The organism is Bacillus sp. 166amftsu, from assembly GCF_900107445.1.
GTDB lineage: Bacteria > Bacillota > Bacilli > Bacillales > Bacillaceae_G > Bacillus_A > Bacillus_A arachidis.
Genome location: NZ_FNQA01000019.1, coordinates 1 through 16,366 on the forward strand (window position 1 = coordinate 1; position 16,366 = coordinate 16,366).

The 16,366-nt window shown below is 38.5% G+C and carries 22 protein-coding genes, 1 rRNA gene and 1 pseudogene; 4 read left to right on the forward strand and 20 right to left on the reverse strand.

Features of this window, described 5'->3' with window-relative positions; genetic code table 11:
* Nucleotides 1–243, reverse strand: a 16S ribosomal RNA gene (locus BLV40_RS23395); the annotation flags it as partial.
* 224 nt (nucleotides 244–467) lie between these two features.
* A complete protein-coding gene (locus BLV40_RS23400; protein WP_090694416.1) occupies nucleotides 468–686 on the reverse strand; it encodes a hypothetical protein in 219 nt (72 codons plus the stop codon).
* Nucleotides 687–842: 156 nt separating this feature from the next.
* On the opposite strand from BLV40_RS23400, the gene pdaB reads away from it, so the two are divergent.
* Nucleotides 843–1,607: a polysaccharide deacetylase family sporulation protein PdaB gene (pdaB, locus tag BLV40_RS23405; RefSeq protein ID WP_026593392.1), complete on the forward strand. Its 765-nt coding sequence runs from the start codon at nucleotides 843–845 to the stop codon at nucleotides 1,605–1,607.
* 146 nt (nucleotides 1,608–1,753) lie between these two features.
* Here pdaB and BLV40_RS23410 read toward each other — a convergent pair whose 3' ends face one another.
* A complete protein-coding gene (locus tag BLV40_RS23410; protein ID WP_026593393.1) occupies nucleotides 1,754–2,368 on the reverse strand; it encodes a KinB-signaling pathway activation protein in 615 nt (204 codons plus the stop codon).
* Nucleotides 2,369–2,506: 138 nt separating this feature from the next.
* On the opposite strand from BLV40_RS23410, the gene gerD reads away from it, so the two are divergent.
* Nucleotides 2,507–3,124, forward strand: a complete 618-nt coding sequence (gerD, locus tag BLV40_RS23415; RefSeq protein WP_026593394.1) for a spore germination lipoprotein GerD — start codon at nucleotides 2,507–2,509, stop codon at nucleotides 3,122–3,124.
* 69 nt (nucleotides 3,125–3,193) lie between these two features.
* Here the strand turns inward: gerD and BLV40_RS23420 are convergent, their stop codons facing one another.
* The 3 genes from BLV40_RS23420 to BLV40_RS23430 form a co-directional block, all read right to left on the reverse strand.
* A complete protein-coding gene (locus BLV40_RS23420; RefSeq protein ID WP_090694419.1) occupies nucleotides 3,194–4,261 on the reverse strand; it encodes an Mrp/NBP35 family ATP-binding protein in 1,068 nt (355 codons plus the stop codon).
* A 149-nt stretch (nucleotides 4,262–4,410) separates the two neighbouring features.
* The gene (gene cwlD, locus BLV40_RS23425; RefSeq protein WP_090694422.1) at nucleotides 4,411–5,124 is read right to left on the reverse strand and encodes an N-acetylmuramoyl-L-alanine amidase CwlD; all 714 of its coding nucleotides are present in this window, start codon (nucleotides 5,122–5,124) and stop codon (nucleotides 4,411–4,413) included.
* Between the two features lie 69 nt (nucleotides 5,125–5,193).
* Nucleotides 5,194–5,622: a DUF2521 family protein gene (locus BLV40_RS23430; protein WP_090694426.1), complete on the reverse strand. Its 429-nt coding sequence runs from the start codon at nucleotides 5,620–5,622 to the stop codon at nucleotides 5,194–5,196.
* A gap of 555 nt (nucleotides 5,623–6,177) precedes the next feature.
* Between BLV40_RS23430 and BLV40_RS23435 the strand changes: the two genes are divergently transcribed.
* Both BLV40_RS23435 and BLV40_RS29475 read left to right on the forward strand, forming a co-directional pair.
* Nucleotides 6,178–7,545, forward strand: a complete 1,368-nt coding sequence (locus BLV40_RS23435; RefSeq protein ID WP_211482137.1) for a hypothetical protein — start codon at nucleotides 6,178–6,180, stop codon at nucleotides 7,543–7,545.
* Nucleotides 7,546–7,572: 27 nt separating this feature from the next.
* Nucleotides 7,573–7,713 (forward strand): annotated as a pseudogene (locus tag BLV40_RS29475) (site-specific integrase); the annotation flags it as partial.
* A gap of 110 nt (nucleotides 7,714–7,823) precedes the next feature.
* Here BLV40_RS29475 and rpsI read toward each other — a convergent pair.
* The 14 genes from rpsI to BLV40_RS23510 all read right to left on the reverse strand — a co-directional run bounded on the left by rpsI (nucleotide 7,824) and on the right by BLV40_RS23510 (nucleotide 16,335).
* Entirely contained in the window at nucleotides 7,824–8,216 is a 393-nt protein-coding gene (gene rpsI, locus BLV40_RS23445) for a 30S ribosomal protein S9 (RefSeq protein ID WP_000079986.1), read from the reverse strand.
* Nucleotides 8,217–8,237: 21 nt separating this feature from the next.
* Nucleotides 8,238–8,675 carry a 50S ribosomal protein L13 gene (gene rplM / locus BLV40_RS23450; RefSeq protein WP_001260793.1) on the reverse strand — a complete coding sequence of 146 codons (438 nt, stop codon included), beginning with the start codon at nucleotides 8,673–8,675 and terminating at the stop codon, nucleotides 8,238–8,240.
* 152 nt (nucleotides 8,676–8,827) lie between these two features.
* Nucleotides 8,828–9,571 (reverse strand): tRNA pseudouridine(38-40) synthase TruA, encoded by a 744-nt coding sequence (gene truA, locus BLV40_RS23455; protein ID WP_090694449.1) that lies wholly within the window; start codon nucleotides 9,569–9,571, stop codon nucleotides 8,828–8,830.
* A 14-nt stretch (nucleotides 9,572–9,585) separates the two neighbouring features.
* Nucleotides 9,586–10,380: an energy-coupling factor transporter transmembrane component T family protein gene (locus BLV40_RS23460; RefSeq protein WP_090694430.1), complete on the reverse strand. Its 795-nt coding sequence runs from the start codon at nucleotides 10,378–10,380 to the stop codon at nucleotides 9,586–9,588.
* The gene (locus BLV40_RS23465; RefSeq protein ID WP_026593401.1) at nucleotides 10,368–11,249 is read right to left on the reverse strand and encodes an energy-coupling factor ABC transporter ATP-binding protein; all 882 of its coding nucleotides are present in this window, start codon (nucleotides 11,247–11,249) and stop codon (nucleotides 10,368–10,370) included. The genes BLV40_RS23460 and BLV40_RS23465 overlap by 13 nt, the downstream gene beginning before the upstream one ends.
* Nucleotides 11,225–12,067 carry an energy-coupling factor ABC transporter ATP-binding protein gene (locus tag BLV40_RS23470; protein ID WP_090694434.1) on the reverse strand — a complete coding sequence of 281 codons (843 nt, stop codon included), beginning with the start codon at nucleotides 12,065–12,067 and terminating at the stop codon, nucleotides 11,225–11,227. The genes BLV40_RS23465 and BLV40_RS23470 overlap by 25 nt, the downstream gene beginning before the upstream one ends.
* Nucleotides 12,068–12,178: 111 nt before the next feature.
* On the reverse strand, nucleotides 12,179–12,541 hold the full coding sequence (rplQ, locus tag BLV40_RS23475; protein ID WP_000331491.1) for a 50S ribosomal protein L17: 363 nt from the start codon (nucleotides 12,539–12,541) through the stop codon (nucleotides 12,179–12,181).
* A gap of 35 nt (nucleotides 12,542–12,576) precedes the next feature.
* Nucleotides 12,577–13,521 (reverse strand): DNA-directed RNA polymerase subunit alpha, encoded by a 945-nt coding sequence (locus tag BLV40_RS23480; protein ID WP_042981378.1) that lies wholly within the window; start codon nucleotides 13,519–13,521, stop codon nucleotides 12,577–12,579.
* A gap of 180 nt (nucleotides 13,522–13,701) precedes the next feature.
* On the reverse strand, nucleotides 13,702–14,091 hold the full coding sequence (rpsK, locus tag BLV40_RS23485; RefSeq protein WP_000101801.1) for a 30S ribosomal protein S11: 390 nt from the start codon (nucleotides 14,089–14,091) through the stop codon (nucleotides 13,702–13,704).
* A gap of 24 nt (nucleotides 14,092–14,115) precedes the next feature.
* On the reverse strand, nucleotides 14,116–14,481 hold the full coding sequence (gene rpsM / locus BLV40_RS23490) for a 30S ribosomal protein S13 (protein ID WP_000090789.1): 366 nt from the start codon (nucleotides 14,479–14,481) through the stop codon (nucleotides 14,116–14,118).
* A gap of 21 nt (nucleotides 14,482–14,502) precedes the next feature.
* Nucleotides 14,503–14,616, reverse strand: coding sequence for a 50S ribosomal protein L36 (gene rpmJ / locus BLV40_RS23495; protein ID WP_000868344.1), 114 nt, complete (start codon nucleotides 14,614–14,616; stop codon nucleotides 14,503–14,505).
* Nucleotides 14,617–14,651: 35 nt separating this feature from the next.
* A complete protein-coding gene (gene infA / locus BLV40_RS23500) occupies nucleotides 14,652–14,870 on the reverse strand; it encodes a translation initiation factor IF-1 (protein ID WP_001029884.1) in 219 nt (72 codons plus the stop codon).
* A gap of 68 nt (nucleotides 14,871–14,938) precedes the next feature.
* Entirely contained in the window at nucleotides 14,939–15,685 is a 747-nt protein-coding gene (gene map, locus BLV40_RS23505; RefSeq protein WP_026593174.1) for a type I methionyl aminopeptidase, read from the reverse strand.
* On the reverse strand, nucleotides 15,685–16,335 hold the full coding sequence (locus tag BLV40_RS23510) for an adenylate kinase (RefSeq protein WP_026593173.1): 651 nt from the start codon (nucleotides 16,333–16,335) through the stop codon (nucleotides 15,685–15,687). Before BLV40_RS23510 ends, map begins: the two co-directional genes overlap by 1 nt.
* Nucleotides 16,336–16,366 lie beyond the last annotated feature (31 nt).

The following is a 16,366-nucleotide window of genomic DNA, read 5'->3' on the forward strand; positions in this document are numbered from 1 at the left end:
GGGTCCATCCATAAGTGACAGCCGAAGCCGCCTTTCAATTTCGCGCCATGCAGCGCAAAATGTTATCCGGTATTAGCCCCGGTTTCCCGGAGTTATCCCAGTCTTATGGGCAGGTTACCCACGTGTTACTCACCCGTCCGCCGCTAACTTCATAAGAGCAAGCTCTTAATCCATTCGCTCGACTTGCATGTATTAGGCACGCCGCCAGCGTTCATCCTGAGCCAGGATCAAACTCTCCAATAAAGTTAGTTTGTCTAGCATCTAAAATAAAAATTGACGTTTCACGTTGTTTGTTTCGTTCAGTTTTCAAAGAACTCGTTTGCCGCTCATTTGCGACTTCCTTATGTTAACACTTTCATATTTCAATGTCAACTAAGTTTTTCAATTTCTTTTTTTCGCTTTCTGCGTTTCTCGCATCAGCGACGGTTATTAATTTACCATATATTAAATCATATCGTCAACACTTTTTAATAAAAAATTCTTTTTCTTACATAACGTGTGCACTCTTCCGCATTTGCTACTCTTCGAAACAAACAAAAAATAATTTTATATCTTTCTTCCATTGTTTTTTTTACGACATCATGTATTCTCTCGTCTGCAAAATCAAATAAAAGCTCATCTAGTTCCCTCTTCAATAAATATTCTATTTCTTTCTGTTCTTCTTTTGTAATCATAATCCCAAACAAACTATCACCTCAACAATTACTCATAACCACTAAAATCGAAACTCATACTATATCGTCCATTATATCCATTTCCTATAATGTTAATCTTTCAGTTCTCTTTTCAACTTTTTAAGCATATAAGTAACTGAAAAGGATTGGACAAAGGGGCGGAGTATTATGTTTTTCTTTTTTATAACAAGTAAACGTAAATTTAAGCACATTAGTTTAATTATTGTACTATCCTTATTTACAGCATGGCTTCTCTTTTTAAAGACATATTCTCATCAGTCTGCTTTTTCAACTGCTACTGGTCCAAAAGTCATTTACAAAGGTGATACCGCCAAAAAACAGGTTGCGTTAACATTCGATATTAGTTGGGGAGATAAAAAGGCAATTCCTATTCTTGATACTTTAAAAGAAAGAAACATTAAAAATGCGACTTTCTTCCTCTCTGCAGCATGGGCAGAAAGACATCCCGATATTGTTGAACGAATTATACAGGATGGTCACGAAATTGGAAGTATGGGATATAACTATACCTCTTATACTTCTTTGGAAGCGAACGAGATACGAAGAGATCTTTTACGCTCACAAGGTGTTTTTGCAAAACTTGGAATAAAACAAATCAAGCTCTTGCGTCCTCCTAGCGGGGAATTTAATAAAACAGTTCTCAAAGTAGCAGATTCTCTTGGATATACTGTTGTACACTGGAGTAATAATTCAAACGACTGGAAAAATCCTGGTGTAAATAAAATTGTATCTACGGTTTCTAACAATTTACGAGGTGGAGATATCATTTTATTACATGCTTCGGATTCGGCACTTCAAACAAATAGATCTCTACCGCTGCTCCTGCAGAAATTAAAAAGTGATGGCTATGGGCAAGTATCTGTATCACAACTTATTTCTAACACAAATGCAAAAAGTAAAGACATAAAATAAAATCTCTATCTTCTACTTTCTTTCGTTTCCCTAAATTTCGAATCAGATTCTTATTGCTTACAAATAACGAAATAAACATCCCCCCTATCAAAAATGGTACAACACCTCACTCAAAAGATGTTGTACCATTTTTCACGCTTATCCTCTTAACTAGCCGACTTACTTCTTTGTCCTATTAAACGATGTAATATGAGTAACTGATATGCATTACACAGTAAAAGTGGGATAACCATTAAATATAACCAATCAGTATCATTAATACGAAGCGCCGGTACCCATTCAAGAATTGTTACGACGACCATAAAGAATAAAGCAGGTATAAACGCTTTTTTATTCGTCTCTTTACTCTTTATATAAGCTACAATCGCTCCGAATATAAATAATATTCCAGCTACCAGAATATTATTCCCTAACGAAACATCCCCATTTGCGACGAGTACTGATCTTAAGTACACAAAATCAAACAGTACAAATGCAATAAAAATGAGCTGAACTGCATTCCAAAGAGAAGATGATCGGAACATTCCTAGTCCAAAACGATGAACCGTTAAATACGCAAAAAACCCCATTTGACTAATTACACTAAAAATAAAACCTACACCAAGTAACCAAAAAGAAATCATTAAAATTTCTTTAACGTCAAAATTTTGAAAAAATTTTGCGTACTTGTCCCATCCTAGAATAAAACCAATCAGGATTGTACTGATTCCTCCAAGCAGCAACGTCGTTAAAAATAGTCGTACCCATTTTCGGCTATTCACAACCCATCCCCCATTATTGATATATTTCTACTTAAATTGTATCAATGACAATTTCAAAAAGCTAGCCATGAACATGTATAAATTCCTCTAAGATATTTATATTAAAAAAGAGAACTGTGTTGAAAGGAGCTCCAGCTAATGAAACGGATGCTGCTCGTTTTAGTTTCTTCCCTTCTTTTTACTGTACTTGTTGCATGTGCACAAGGAAAAGAAGCGAAATCTGAATTAGATTACGACCAAACCAAAAAAATGATTGTCGATATTTTAAAAACCGATCAAGGGAAGAAAGCAATTCAAGATGTATTAACAGATGAGAAAATGAAACAAGCACTTATATTAGATGAAACTGTGGTCAAAAAAACGATTGAAGATGCAATGGTATCCGAAAAAGGGCAGCAGCTTTGGGAAAAACTATTTAAAGATCCTGAGTTTTCATCAAAATTTGCTAAAGGCATTGAAAAAGAACAAACAGCCTTAATGAAGACCCTATTAAAAGACCCAGAATACCAAGCAGGCGTTATAGAAATTATGAAAAACCCCGAAGTAGAGAAAATGATGCTACAAACAATGAAAAGCAAAGAGTATCGTCAATATTTGCAACAAGTATTAACAGAAACTGCTGAAAGCCCACTCTTCCAAGCTAAGATGATTGACATCATTAGTAAAGGCATTGAAAAAGCCGAAAAAGGTGGAGGAGCCGAGAAAAAAGAAGGTGGTGGAGAAGGCGGAAAAGGCGGATCAAAAGAACAAAAATAAAACAAATCTCTACACATAATAATTTCCCCACCTCTATATTGGGCGGGGAAATTCTCTACTCGTAGAGGTTTATTTTTGTTTAACTGATGTTCTATCAATAACTTGCTCAGCTATCGTCCGATAGATGACACCTGTTTTATGTGTGTCCTCGTATACAGATGGTGCAAAATCTTCTTTATTCCAATCTGGTTGTTGAAGTGGAATTCGTCCTAATACATCTGTTTGTAATTCTGCGGCTAATTTATCTCCTCCGCCTTTTCCAAACACATACTCTTTCTCACCGGTTGCTTTACTTTCGAAGTAAGCCATATTTTCAACAACCCCAAGAATACTATGTTCCGTACGGAGCGCCATAGCACCTGCACGAGCTGCTACAAAGGCCGCTGTTGGATGAGGCGTTGTTACAATAATTTCTTTACAAGATGGTAGCATTGAATGAACATCTAAAGCTACATCCCCTGTACCTGGTGGCAAATCTAACACTAAATAGTCTAAGTCGCCCCATTCCACCTCTGTGAAAAAATGATTTAACATTTTACCAAGCATTGGTCCTCTCCAAATAACAGGAGCATTGTCTTCTACAAAGAAGCCCATCGAAATTACTTTTACCCCTAAACGCTCCACAGGAATAATTTTATCCCCTCTTACGATTGGACGTTTTTCGATTCCCATCATATCAGGCACACTAAAGCCATATATATCAGCGTCAATAATACCAACTTTCTTTCCTAAACGAGCTAATGAAATGGCCAAGTTTACAGAAACTGTGGATTTACCAACTCCACCTTTTCCACTTGCAACTGCTAAAAATGTCGTTTTAGAATGCGGTGATAATAAAGATTGGCTTTCTTGCTCTTCCACTGGCGGCGCAAACTGTGCCAATTCGTCCTCTGTAAATTCGGCAAAACGTAAGCCAACCGTTGCTGCTCCAAGCTCTTTCACAAGCTTCACAATAGTAGCCTGCAATTGCATTTGTTCAGCAGTTCCTGTTTTTACAATTGCAATTTTAACACTGACATGCTCTTTCTCAGGCTTTACAGTTACCTCTTTAATTGCATTTGTTTCTTTTAACGTTTTATGTAGAAATGGATCCGCAATCCCTTCAAGCGCCTCCACTACCTGCTCTTTCGTTACCATAATCAGCCCAGCCCCCTGTATGAAAAAATAAAGTAATGTTACATAAATTGGGTTTGTTTATTTTCATTTTCAAAATAAATGCGTTTACATTTCCAGTATAACATATTTTCCGAAAACTTCGTTAACAAGAGCGATTCAAAAAATCCTCCTTATTCAGGAGGATTTCCTTTTTCCGTAAAATAACGTAGTATTCCACGGTATATTGCAGCTGCCACTTTTTGCTGATATTTCTCCGAATTCAACATATATCTTTCATTCACATTTGATAAAAATCCAGCCTCAATTAAAGCTCCCGGTGTTTTCGCATACTTAAGCAAATAAACATGAGCAATTGTTTTAGCTGAACGGTTTGTATTTTCTAGACTCGTTCGTAATTCAGCCTGTATAAACTTCGCTGCTCGTTCATTTTCAATTAAAGAGCGATAGTAAAACGTTTGTGCACCTTTTGACCCGCTACTCGGCAAAGCATTTAAATGAACGCTCGCAAAAAAGTCAACATCGGGCTTATTAATAATTTCTACACGTTTTTTGAGATCCTCTGCTTTGCGCCTACTATATGACTTTGTATCTTTGTCAGCTAAATCATAATCTCCCTCTCGCGTTAAAATAACTAATGCACCTTGTTCTTGTAAATAATCTTGTACCATTTTTGTAATTTCAAGCGTAATGTCTTTTTCTACAATATCTTTTCCACCAACCGCCCCTCCATCTGGTCCACCATGCCCGGCATCCAATACAATTACTTTCCCAGATAGGGGTAAGTTCCAAGCTCGCCATGATTTTGTAATTTGAAATTCTTGTTTCACCAAGAAAAACAGTACAACTGCAGCAAGCATAAAAGAGATAATTCGAATTCTCTTCATACCTTTCCTCCTCCAGCTAGTCCCTCTAATTACTTATATGGGACAAGAGGAAAATTTATGCTTCTCTTCTTAATGCAGCTTTAAACGATATCTTCTTTCACCCTTTTCGTAGCCTTCACGCCACCATGAACTAATAAATTGTTCACAGGATTCATACAGCGAATCCTCAGCGTTCGATTCTATCTCCCGCATGGTCATGCTTGTTAAAAATTGAAACAACATTTCCGTTAATTGCTGCTCTTCTTCTAAAGCTCTATATTTCACATCAAAAAAAGATTCACCATAATAGCCAAATTTACTATATCTCGCTCCTAATAAATACGATTCAATTCCAAGTTCAATACAATAATCCTCATACTGCCTGTGCAACTCTTTCATATCGAAGGCATCACGAATATTGGACCTTAGCGTTTTTAATGATAATTCACGAAGCACCTTCCGTTCATATTTCAACTGCTTTTCTTTTTGTTTTTCTTGTAAGCTAACAATGACATTCATAGTACTTATAAACCTCCCTAATACGTATTAGTCTAAACTTCTAAAGATGAAGCATACGTAGGAAGGTAGCACTAAAATATTCCAAGATATAATACATTAAAAAACCGGTATAAAACCTTTCCTTTCAAGTGAGAGAGCGCGTCCAGCTATGCATAGAAGCGATCAGATCCTCCCTCTGCCCCATGCCGAATTAAAACAAAGCGAAAAAACAAGTGCAAGTTATCTTTTGTTCTTCGTAGCAGCGCCTTATATGTTGAAAACTCAAAATGGATTGATATAGCTCCATTAAACATAATAAAAAACCCCAGCCAAAAAGCAGTCTGGTCTATGCTAATGATTTTCCCCCATATCCCCCTCCTTTAACTACTCTTAACTCCTTAATTAATGTCCATCTACTTATTGGACAAACACATATTTTCTTATCTCTTACACGTTTCTAGAATATTTGCCGTTTCAGCTTGATTGCAGAATGAATAAAGTAAATTAGCAATTTTAAATTGCAAAAAATATGAAAGGAATGTTCTGTAATTGGGAAATATTAAATCAAATTCTATTATGGGAAGTAAAGTATGCCTCCCCACACCAGGTGTACAATCTTTTTTACCACGGCAGAAAACACCGCCTTTTCCAAAAAAGGTTATACAGAATGACGATGTCACAGCTCCAAGTATCATAAAACAGTTTAAAGGAGTAGATTATAACGGGTGGTTTCCGCCGGATACAATGGGCGCAGTTGGTCTTAATCATGTTGTAAATGTTGTAAATGGAGGAATATCGATCAATCAAAAGGAGGATGGTGCTGTTCTTACCACTACCACTTTAGATGATTTTTGGACCCCAACTGGAGTCATTACAGAAGGTACTTTTGCTTTTGACCCAAAAATCCTTTATGACAATTTATCCAATCGATTCTTCATCATTTCGCTCGCGGGGGAAAGCTCTCCTAATTCCTGGCTGCTCGTGGGCGTGTCGAATCCTGAAGACCCATTTAACTGGGTATTCCGAGCAATTGATGCAGATATATTTAATAATATGCAGTTAGATACTTGGGCTGACTATCCAAGTTTAGGACTGGACAATACTCATGTCTACGTAACTGCCAACATGTTCAACAATGAGGGAAGTTATCAGGCAACTAAAATCTGGGTGTTCGAGAAGAGTCAGCTGTACTCGATGGATAGCATGACCTGGTATGAGTTCTATGAACCGCCTGGTGCATTTTTTACAACACAGCCTACTCAAGTGTTTGATCCAAATGTTTCAGTTCAGTACTTGATCTCACTAGCCAGTCTGGACAGTTTGCAGCTAAACCAAATATCATTTTCTAACGGGATACCTTTTTGGACACAACTTCAACAAATTAATATCGCTTCACTTAGCGGCTCTGTCATACCAGGTGCTCTTCAAAAGGACTCCCCTCAATTGATTGACACAGGAGATACTCGCCTTTTGCAAGCTATTTATCGTAATGAAACAATTTGGACAACCCATACTGTACCTAGCCAAGACGGAAGCAGAGCAGAGGTTTCCTGGTATCAAATTGATCCGGAGATAAGCACCCCAATTCAACAAGGGCGAGTTCAACACAGCACACACTCCTATTATTATCCTTCTCTCGCCGTCAACTCCTCCAACCATATGGTAATCGGTTTTAGCGGATCATCCACAGACCTATTTGCAAGTGCCTTCTTCACAGGAAGACGTGCAAGCGATGCACCTGGCACAACAGAACAAGTTACCTTGCTTCAAGCTGGACAAGCTACCTACTTTTTAACGGATGGCATGGGACGGAACCGATGGGGAGATTACAGCGCAACATGCGTTGATCCTTCCAATGATCAGGAATTTTGGACAGTTCAAGAATATGTGGTTAGTCAAGACTTTTGGGGAACATGGTGGGGAGTCGTTAAGTTCCTTGAGTAGGAAGCAAAGGTCTACCGTTAAATTTTTCTCTAAAAAGCTGGCGCAAGTATAAAGGAGGTACAAGAGCGATTGGGTCGCTCTGATATACAAATGACGTTGAACATCTATACACATGTAACAGATACCCTAAAAGAGACCACAAAAATCCCAAAAATAATTGAACTATGATTTGTCGTGATCAGGAGTGACCCAAAAATATTTTCATGATCAAAACCCCTTTTTCCACATAAAAAAAGACCCCCAAGCAAAAAGCTTGAGAGCCTTTGAAACGTCGATAATTAACGTTTTGAGAACTGAGGTGCACGACGTGCGCCTTTAAGACCGTATTTTTTACGCTCTTTCATACGTGCGTCACGAGTTAATAGACCTGCACGTTTTAATGTTAGACGGTATTCTGGATCAGCTTTTAATAAAGCGCGAGAAATACCGTGACGAATAGCACCAGCTTGACCAGTGTATCCACCACCATTTACGTTTACAAGTACATCGTAGTTACCTAAAGTTTCTGTTGCAACTAGAGGTTGTTTCACTACTTCACGTAATGCAGCAAATGGGATATAGTTTTCAAAATCACGACCGTTAATGATAACGCGTCCTTCGCCTGGAACTAGGCGTACGCGCGCTACTGAACTCTTACGACGTCCAGTACCATAGTATTGTACCTGTGCCAAAGTAAGCCCTCCTTTAATTAATTATCCGCGAAGTTCGTAAACTTCTGGTTTTTGTGCTTGGTGTGGATGCTCTGCTCCAGCATACACATTTAATTTTTTAGACACTTGACGTCCTAAACGTCCTTTTGGAAGCATGCCTTTAATTGCAAGCTCTAACATTTGTACAGGGTAGTTTGTACGCATTTCTAGAGCTGTTCTTTGTTTAAGACCACCTGGGTGGTTAGTGTGACGGTAGTAAATTTTATCGTTTAATTTATTACCTGTTAAATGAATTTTCTCAGCGTTAATAATAATTACATGATCACCCGTGTCAACGTGTGGTGTAAATGTTGGTTTGTTTTTACCACGTAAAATGGATGCTACTTCACTAGCAAGGCGACCTAAAGTTTGACCTTCAGCATCAACCACATACCATTTACGCTCAACTTCGTTAGCTTTTGCCATAAAAGTCGTACGCATGTGTTTCCCTCCTCGTTATCTTTTCCATAGAAAAAATCTATTGTTTATCTTAAACACGATTTCCTTCCGGGGCTAATCGTGGTTTTAGAAACAATACCATATGTTATGATATCCTTTTGAGATTCTAATGTCAAGCAAATGTTACACCAGGATTAGTTGTTATAGTTTACCTGCCATAAATAAAGCCCGTGCCCTGGCACCATCTTCCCAGCAAAACGACGATCTTGTTTTTTTAAAATCTCTGGAATGCTGTCAGGATCAAGCTTTCCTTGTCCTACGCTAAGTAGCGTACCAACAATAATTCGCACCATATTATATAAAAATCCATTGCCTACAAAACGAAAAATTAATTCATCATCTTGTTCAATTAAATCTATTTCATAAATTGTTCGCACTTTATCCTTTTTGTCAGTTTTTGCCGAACAAAATGAAGTAAAATCATGCGTTCCAATAAAATAAGGAATTGCCTTCTGAATAAATTCTATCTCTAATGGATATGGATACTGATATACATAATTTCTACGGAATACATCAGCTGTTTTAGATAATAATACCCGGTAACGATATTCTTTTCTTTCCACACCATATCGTGCGTGAAAATCTTCTGTTTTTTTCTCTACCTGCAGGACCACAATATCATCTGGCAACATCGTATTTAAAGCATTGATCCATTGCCATTCTTCAAGGGATAATAATGTATCAAAATGAATCACTTGTCCTCTTGCATGAACAGTAGAATCTGTCCGCCCTGATGCTTGAACACGAACAAGCTCTCCTTTATGCAATTTTTGCAGAGCTTTCTCTATTTCTTGTTGAACAGTACGATGCTGCGGTTGAATTTGATAACCGCAAAAATTGATGCCATCATATGCAACTGTACATTTTATTCTTTCCATTTCTCTATTCTCCATTACGATCGCACCCATGCTAGAATACATGCTAAACAAAGTAAACTTACTATCGTTAACGTATCGCTTGTTTTCCAACGTAGCTGCCTAAATTTAGAACGTCCCTCACCACTTTGATACCCACGCGCTTCCATTGCAATCGCTAAGTCCTCAGCACGCTTAAAAGCACTAATAAAAAGCGGTACAAGCAAAGAAATAACCGCCTTTAATCGATCCTTTATCGGCCCACCAGAAAAATCAATACCACGGGATGCTTGTGCTTTCATAATTTTACTCGTTTCATCCATTAATGTTGGAATAAAACGAAGAGAAATAGACATCATCAATGCGATTTCATGAACAGGAACCTTTATACGCTTTAATGGCTTTAATAACGTCTCCATACCATCAGTAATTTCAATCGGTGTTGTCGTTAACGTCAATAAGGTCGTCATTAAAATAATGACGAAAAAGCGTATGGAAATATATATCCCTTGTTCCAATCCTTTTTCATGTACCGAAAACCAACCAAGCTGAAGCAGTACATCCCCTTCTTTATTTGTAAAAATATGCAGAAAAAATGTAAAAAGAAAAATCCATAAGATTGGTTTTAAGCCCGAAAGTACATAACGAATCGGCACTTTTGCAAAAAATAAAGCAATGAGTGCATATAAAAATAAAAATCCATATGAAATCGCATTATTTGCTAAAAAGACAACAAATACATATAAAAAGACAATCAACAGCTTCGTACGTGGATCAAGTTGATGAATGAGCGACCTGCCTGGAATATATCTCCCAATAATCAACTGCTGCATGATTCATGACCACCTTTTCGTAACACCTGTACAACTTCATGAGTAAGATCCTCTAAAGATAAGGTAGCCTTTGGAATCGTAATACCAAATTTCTCTTCAATTGCACGTTTATACTTTAAAGACATTGGAAGATCCACACCGATTTGTTCTAATTCATCAGCATGTGAAAATACTTCCTCTGCTGTTCCTTGCAAAAAGACCGTTCCTTTATGCATAACTACAATTTGCTCTGCATACTTAGCGGCATCCTCCATATTATGGGTAACAAGGATTACTGTGAGCCCTTGCTCTTTATGAAGCTTATAAAACATTTCCATCAACTCTTGCTGTCCTTTTGGATCAAGTCCTGCTGTCGGTTCATCTAATACAAGAACTTCCGGTTCCATAGCAAGTACACCTGCTATCGCAACACGTCTCATTTGTCCACCACTTAACTCAAACGGAGAACGAGTTAATAATTCTGGATTCAATCCAACAAGCTCGATCGCATCTCTCGCTCTTTGCTTCGCCTTCTCTTCAGATACACCAAAATTTGAGGGCCCAAAACAAATATCCTTCTCAACTGTTTCTTCAAATAACTGATGCTCTGGAAATTGAAAGACAACCCCTACTTTTTTTCGTAGTGGTTTTAATTTCTTCTCTTTTTTTTGCGAGGAAATTAAATGCTCTCCAATTTGGACTGTGCCACTTGTCGGCTGCAATAAACCATTTAAATGTTGAATCATCGTTGATTTGCCCGAACCAGTATGACCGATAATGGCATAATACCCCCCACTTGGAAACGACACGTTTACATCATAAAGCGCGCGTCTTTCAAATGGAGTTTTATATTGATAACGATGCTCTACTGTTTGGAATGTAATCTCCAAAGTTCGTTCACCAAGCTTTCCATTGTAAGATGCGTATTTTGCAGTGGAATTTTATTTCTTTTTAATAATTCTGCTATTTTTACTGAGAATGGTACATCTAGCCCGATTTCTCTAAGCATACGAGAGGATTTAAAGATTTGCTCTGGTGTACCTTCCTCTAATATTTCTCCCTGATTCAAAATGATAATACGGTCTGACTGTGCAGTCTCTTCCAAATCATGGGTAATTGATAGCACGGTAATACCTTTTTCATCAACAAGCTTCCTAACCGTTTCAATTACTTCACGCCGTCCTTGAGGATCTAACATTGATGTCGCTTCATCCAATATTAAAATGGACGGTTGTAATGCTAGCACACCTGCAATCGCCACACGCTGCTTTTGCCCACCGGATAATGAATGAGGTTCTTCGTTCAGAAACTCTTCCATTCGGACCATTTCTAACGCTTGATTCATCCGTTCTACCATTTGCTCTCGAGGCATTCCGATATTCTCAAGACCAAATACAACATCATCTTGTACTGTTGTTCCAACAAATTGATTGTCTGGATTTTGAAATACCATACCAATTTGTTTTCGAATATCCCATACCGTTTCTTCGGATAAAATCATTGTATCATTTACAACAATCGTTCCTGATTCCGGCAAAAATAATCCATTTAATAATTTTGCAAGTGTAGACTTTCCTGAACCATTTTGTCCAATTACAGAAACCCATTCTCCCTCATATAAAGAGAATGATACGTCTTTTAATGCATAAAAAGTTGCCCCGGGATATTGAAATGATATATTTTGCGTGCGAAGTTTCTCTTTTTTCAATGCAAGGCACCCTCTCTCATTACTTTACCAAGTTAGCCCATTTTCTATATTTAAAAAAAAAGGGCCATGACCAGTTACTTGAAAAGAACTGTCCTGCCCTTTTAATCATCATTATACTAACTCGATAATTACCATTGGTGCTGCGTCTCCGCGACGTGGACCAATTTTTGCAATACGAGTGTATCCGCCTTGACGCTCAGCATAGCGTGGAGCTACATCAGCGAATAATTTTTGAAGTGCATCTTGACCAGTCTCAGCATTAGCAACTTCATTGCGGATGAAAGATGCAGCTTGACGGCGAGCATGAAGATCTCCGCGTTTACCTAAAGTGATCATTTTTTCCACTACAGAACGAAGTTCTTTTGCACGAGTTTCTGTCGTTTGGATGCGCTCGTTGATAATTAAATCAGTAGCTAAGTCACGTAACATAGCTTTACGTTGCGCACTTGTACGGCCTAATTTTCTGTATGCCATTCGTAGTTCCCTCCTTTGTTGATGAGTTTAAATCCTCAGTCGTCCTTACGTAAGCCTAAACCTAATTCCTCAAGCTTATGCTTAACTTCTTCTAAGGATTTACGTCCTAAGTTACGAACTTTCATCATATCTTCTTCTGTTTTGTTCGCAAGCTCTTGTACAGTATTAATTCCTGCACGTTTTAAGCAATTATAAGAACGAACAGAAAGATCAAGTTCTTCAATAGTCATCTCTAGAACTTTTTCTTTTTGATCTTCTTCCTTCTCGACCATAATCTCAGCATTTTGCGCTTCATCAGTTAAACCAACGAAGATGTTTAAATGCTCAGTTAAGATTTTGGCACCTAAAGAGATAGCTTCTTTTGGCCCGATGCTTCCATCCGTCCATACATCAAGCGTAAGCTTATCATAATTTGCCACTTGTCCGACACGTGTCTTTTCCACTTGGTAAGTCACACGTGATACTGGAGTATAAATAGAATCAATAGGAATAACTCCTATTGGTTGATCTTCGCTTTTATTTGCATCAGCTGGCGTATACCCACGGCCACGCTTTGCAGTTAAACGCACGCGGAAATGCGCATCCTTTGCTAACGTCGCAATGTATAAATCTGGATTTAAGATTTCAACATCACTATCGTGAGTAATATCAGCAGCTGTGACAATACCTTCGCCCTGTATATCGATTTCCAACGTCTTCTCTTCTTCAGAGTAGATTTTAAGAGCTAACTTTTTCAAGTTTAAGATGATCGTTGTAACGTCTTCTACTACGCCCTCAACTGTTGAAAATTCGTGTAATACGCCATCAATTTGGATAGCAGTTACAGCGGCACCAGGGAGTGAGGATAAAAGAATACGACGAAGGGAGTTACCCAAAGTAGTACCATATCCACGCTCAAGCGGTTCAATCACGAATTTACCATACTTAGCATCTTCGTTAAGTTCAACCGTTTCGATTTTCGGTTTTTCAATTTCAATCATTAACTAAACCCTCCTTCAAAACGTCGAAACCCCGGCTAAACAAAGGAAAAACCTCTGTCTAACCGAAAGTCCCCCTTAGGCAGTTCCCGATTGTGCACAACAAGCGATGTTTCTGTACGAAATTTCTCGATAATGCATCATATCCATTATAGACAAAAGGGAAAATTCTATACAGAAAAATTAAACACGACGACGTTTTGGCGGACGACATCCATTATGAGGAACTGGAGTAACATCTCTGATTGCTGTTACTTCTAGACCTGCAGCTTGAAGAGCACGAATTGCAGCTTCACGACCAGCACCAGGACCTTTTACAGTAACCTCTAAAGTTTTTAAACCGTGCTCCATTGCAACTTTAGCAGCAGTTTCAGCAGCCATTTGCGCAGCAAATGGAGTAGATTTACGAGATCCACGGAAACCAAGTGCACCAGCACTAGACCAAGAAAGCGCGTTACCGTGAGTATCTGTAAGTGTTACGATTGTGTTGTTGAAAGTAGAACGAATATGAGCTACACCAGCTTCAATATTCTTTTTCACACGTTTTTTACGAGTGTTTGTTTTACGTGCCATTGTTAGTTCAACCTCCTTTACTTATTATTTCTTTTTATTTGCTACTGTACGACGTGGACCTTTACGTGTACGAGCATTGTTTTTAGAGTTTTGACCACGAACTGGTAAACCACGACGGTGACGAAGACCACGGTAAGAACCGATCTCCATTAGACGTTTAATGTTAAGTGATACTTCACGACGAAGGTCTCCCTCAACTTTAATACGATCGATGATATCACGGATACGTCCTAGTTCGTCTTCCGTTAAATCACGAACTCGTGTTTCTTCAGAAACACCAGCTTCAGCAAGAATTTTTTCAGCAGTTGTGCGACCAATGCCGAATACGTAAGTTAAAGAAATAACAACGCGTTTGTCACGAGGAATATCTACACCTGCGATACGTGCCATTCCGAATGCACCTCCTTCTGATTAACCTTGTTTTTGTTTATGTTTAGGGTTTTCACAAATAACCATTACTTTTCCACGTCTACGAATAACTTTACATTTTTCGCAGATTGGTTTAACTGACGGTCTTACTTTCATGTCTCGAACCTCCTTAAAGATTACGGAGTGCTATATTATTTAAAACGGTACGTAATACGACCACGATTTAAATCGTACGGAGATAATTCTACCGTAACTTTGTCTCCTGGTAAAATACGAATGAAGTTCATACGGATTTTACCAGAAACGTGAGCCAATACGACATGCCCATTCTCTAATTCTACTTTGAACATAGCATTTGGCAACGTTTCAAGAACGGTACCTTCGACTTCAATTACATCATCTTTAGCCATTCAATAGTTCTCCCTTCTTCAAATCAGTAACATTTTACACTGCTCTGAAATCCCGGAGAGCCAGCTACTTATAAAGTGGTAAGGATTTCGTATCCTGCTTCTGTAAGAGCAATCGTGTGCTCAAAATGGGCACACCATTTACCATCTACCGTTACCACTGTCCAGTCATCAGATAGTGTTTTTACATATCGTCTTCCTTGGTTCACCATCGGCTCAACACAGATGACCATGCCCGGCTTTAATCTAGGACCTTTATTTGGTGGACCATAGTGCGGGATTTGAGGGTCTTCATGTAAGTCTTGCCCGATTCCGTGACCAACATACTCCCTAACGATCGAGAATCCATTATCTTCAACATACGTTTGAATCGCATGTGAGACATTTGATAATCTCTCGCCTGGTTTTATTTGTTCTAGACCAAGATACAACGATTTTTCTGTGACATCAAGTAGCTTTTGAACAGATTCAGAAATGTTTCCTACTGGATACGTCCATGCAGAATCTCCATGGTACCCATTGTATTTCGCACCAATATCGATACTGATGATATCGCCCTCTTGGAGCTTGCGCCTTCCTGGAATCCCATGTACAAGCTCTTCATTTACAGAAGCACAGATGCTTCCCGGAAATCCATTGTATCCTTTAAAAGATGGCGTAGCACCATATTTTCGAATCGTCTTTTCCGCTATTTGATCGAGCTCTTTCGTTGTAATTCCTGGAGTAATATGCTTTTTCAACTCTTGATGAGTTAAAGCAACGATCCTGCCAGCTTCTCGCATGATTTCTATCTCGCGAGGAGTTTTGCAAATGATCATTACGCTAAGCCTCCGATGAGAACATCGATATCAGCAAATACTTTATTGATATCTTGCTCACCATTAATGCTTTGTAAGTAACCAAGCTCTTCATAGAAATCAAGCAAAGGTTGTGTTTGCTTAATATTTACCTCTAAACGATTCGCTACAGTTTCTTCGTTGTCATCAGAGCGTTGATATAATTCGCCACCACATTTATCGCACACATCAGCTTTTGCTGGTGGATTGAATTCTAAGTGGTAAGTCGCACCGCACTCTTTACAAATGCGACGGCCTGTAAGACGTTTTAATAGCAATCCTGAATCCACATTAATGTTTAAAACATAGTCGATTTTTTTGCCAAGATCTTTCATAATCTCTTCAAGAGCAGATGCTTGTGCAACTGTTCGTGGAAAACCGTCTAATAAGAAGCCTTTCACGCAGTCTTCTTGGCTTAAACGTTCACGAACGATTCCAATTGTAACCTCATCTGGTACAAGCGCACCTTTATCAATAAAAGATTTTGCTTGTAAACCAAGTTCAGTTTCAGCTTTCATAGCTGCACGGAACATATCTCCTGTTGAGATGTGAGGGATGTTATACTTGGCAACAATCTGTTCGGCTTGTGTACCTTTACCAGCACCAGGAAGCCCCATTAAAATTAAGTTCATCTTTGTTCCCCCTCATAATGAGCATGTAGGG

Excerpts from the sequence above, each read along its gene's own strand:
- pdaB (WP_026593392.1), top strand. The coding sequence starts at position 843 with ATGTTTTTCTTTTTTATAACAAGTAAACGTAAATTTAAGCACATTAGT.
- gerD (WP_026593394.1), top strand. The coding sequence starts at position 2,507 with ATGAAACGGATGCTGCTCGTTTTAGTTTCTTCCCTTCTTTTTACTGTA.
- BLV40_RS23420 (WP_090694419.1), bottom strand. The coding sequence starts at position 4,261 with ATGGTAACGAAAGAGCAGGTAGTGGAGGCGCTTGAAGGGATTGCGGAT.
- cwlD (WP_090694422.1), bottom strand. The coding sequence starts at position 5,124 with ATGAAGAGAATTCGAATTATCTCTTTTATGCTTGCTGCAGTTGTACTG.
- BLV40_RS23430 (WP_090694426.1), bottom strand. The coding sequence starts at position 5,622 with ATGAATGTCATTGTTAGCTTACAAGAAAAACAAAAAGAAAAGCAGTTG.
- BLV40_RS23435 (WP_211482137.1), top strand. The coding sequence starts at position 6,178 with ATGGGAAGTAAAGTATGCCTCCCCACACCAGGTGTACAATCTTTTTTA.
- rplM (WP_001260793.1), bottom strand. The coding sequence starts at position 8,675 with ATGCGTACGACTTTTATGGCAAAAGCTAACGAAGTTGAGCGTAAATGG.
- truA (WP_090694449.1), bottom strand. The coding sequence starts at position 9,571 with ATGGAAAGAATAAAATGTACAGTTGCATATGATGGCATCAATTTTTGC.
- BLV40_RS23460 (WP_090694430.1), bottom strand. The coding sequence starts at position 10,380 with ATGCAGCAGTTGATTATTGGGAGATATATTCCAGGCAGGTCGCTCATT.
- rplQ (WP_000331491.1), bottom strand. The coding sequence starts at position 12,541 with ATGGCATACAGAAAATTAGGCCGTACAAGTGCGCAACGTAAAGCTATG.
- BLV40_RS23480 (WP_042981378.1), bottom strand. The coding sequence starts at position 13,521 with ATGATTGAAATTGAAAAACCGAAAATCGAAACGGTTGAACTTAACGAA.
- rpsK (WP_000101801.1), bottom strand. The coding sequence starts at position 14,091 with ATGGCACGTAAAACAAACACTCGTAAAAAACGTGTGAAAAAGAATATT.
- rpsM (WP_000090789.1), bottom strand. The coding sequence starts at position 14,481 with ATGGCACGTATCGCAGGTGTAGATATTCCTCGTGACAAACGCGTTGTT.
- rpmJ (WP_000868344.1), bottom strand. The coding sequence starts at position 14,616 with ATGAAAGTAAGACCGTCAGTTAAACCAATCTGCGAAAAATGTAAAGTT.
- infA (WP_001029884.1), bottom strand. The coding sequence starts at position 14,870 with ATGGCTAAAGATGATGTAATTGAAGTCGAAGGTACCGTTCTTGAAACG.
- map (WP_026593174.1), bottom strand. The coding sequence starts at position 15,685 with ATGATCATTTGCAAAACTCCTCGCGAGATAGAAATCATGCGAGAAGCT.
- BLV40_RS23510 (WP_026593173.1), bottom strand. The coding sequence starts at position 16,335 with ATGAACTTAATTTTAATGGGGCTTCCTGGTGCTGGTAAAGGTACACAA.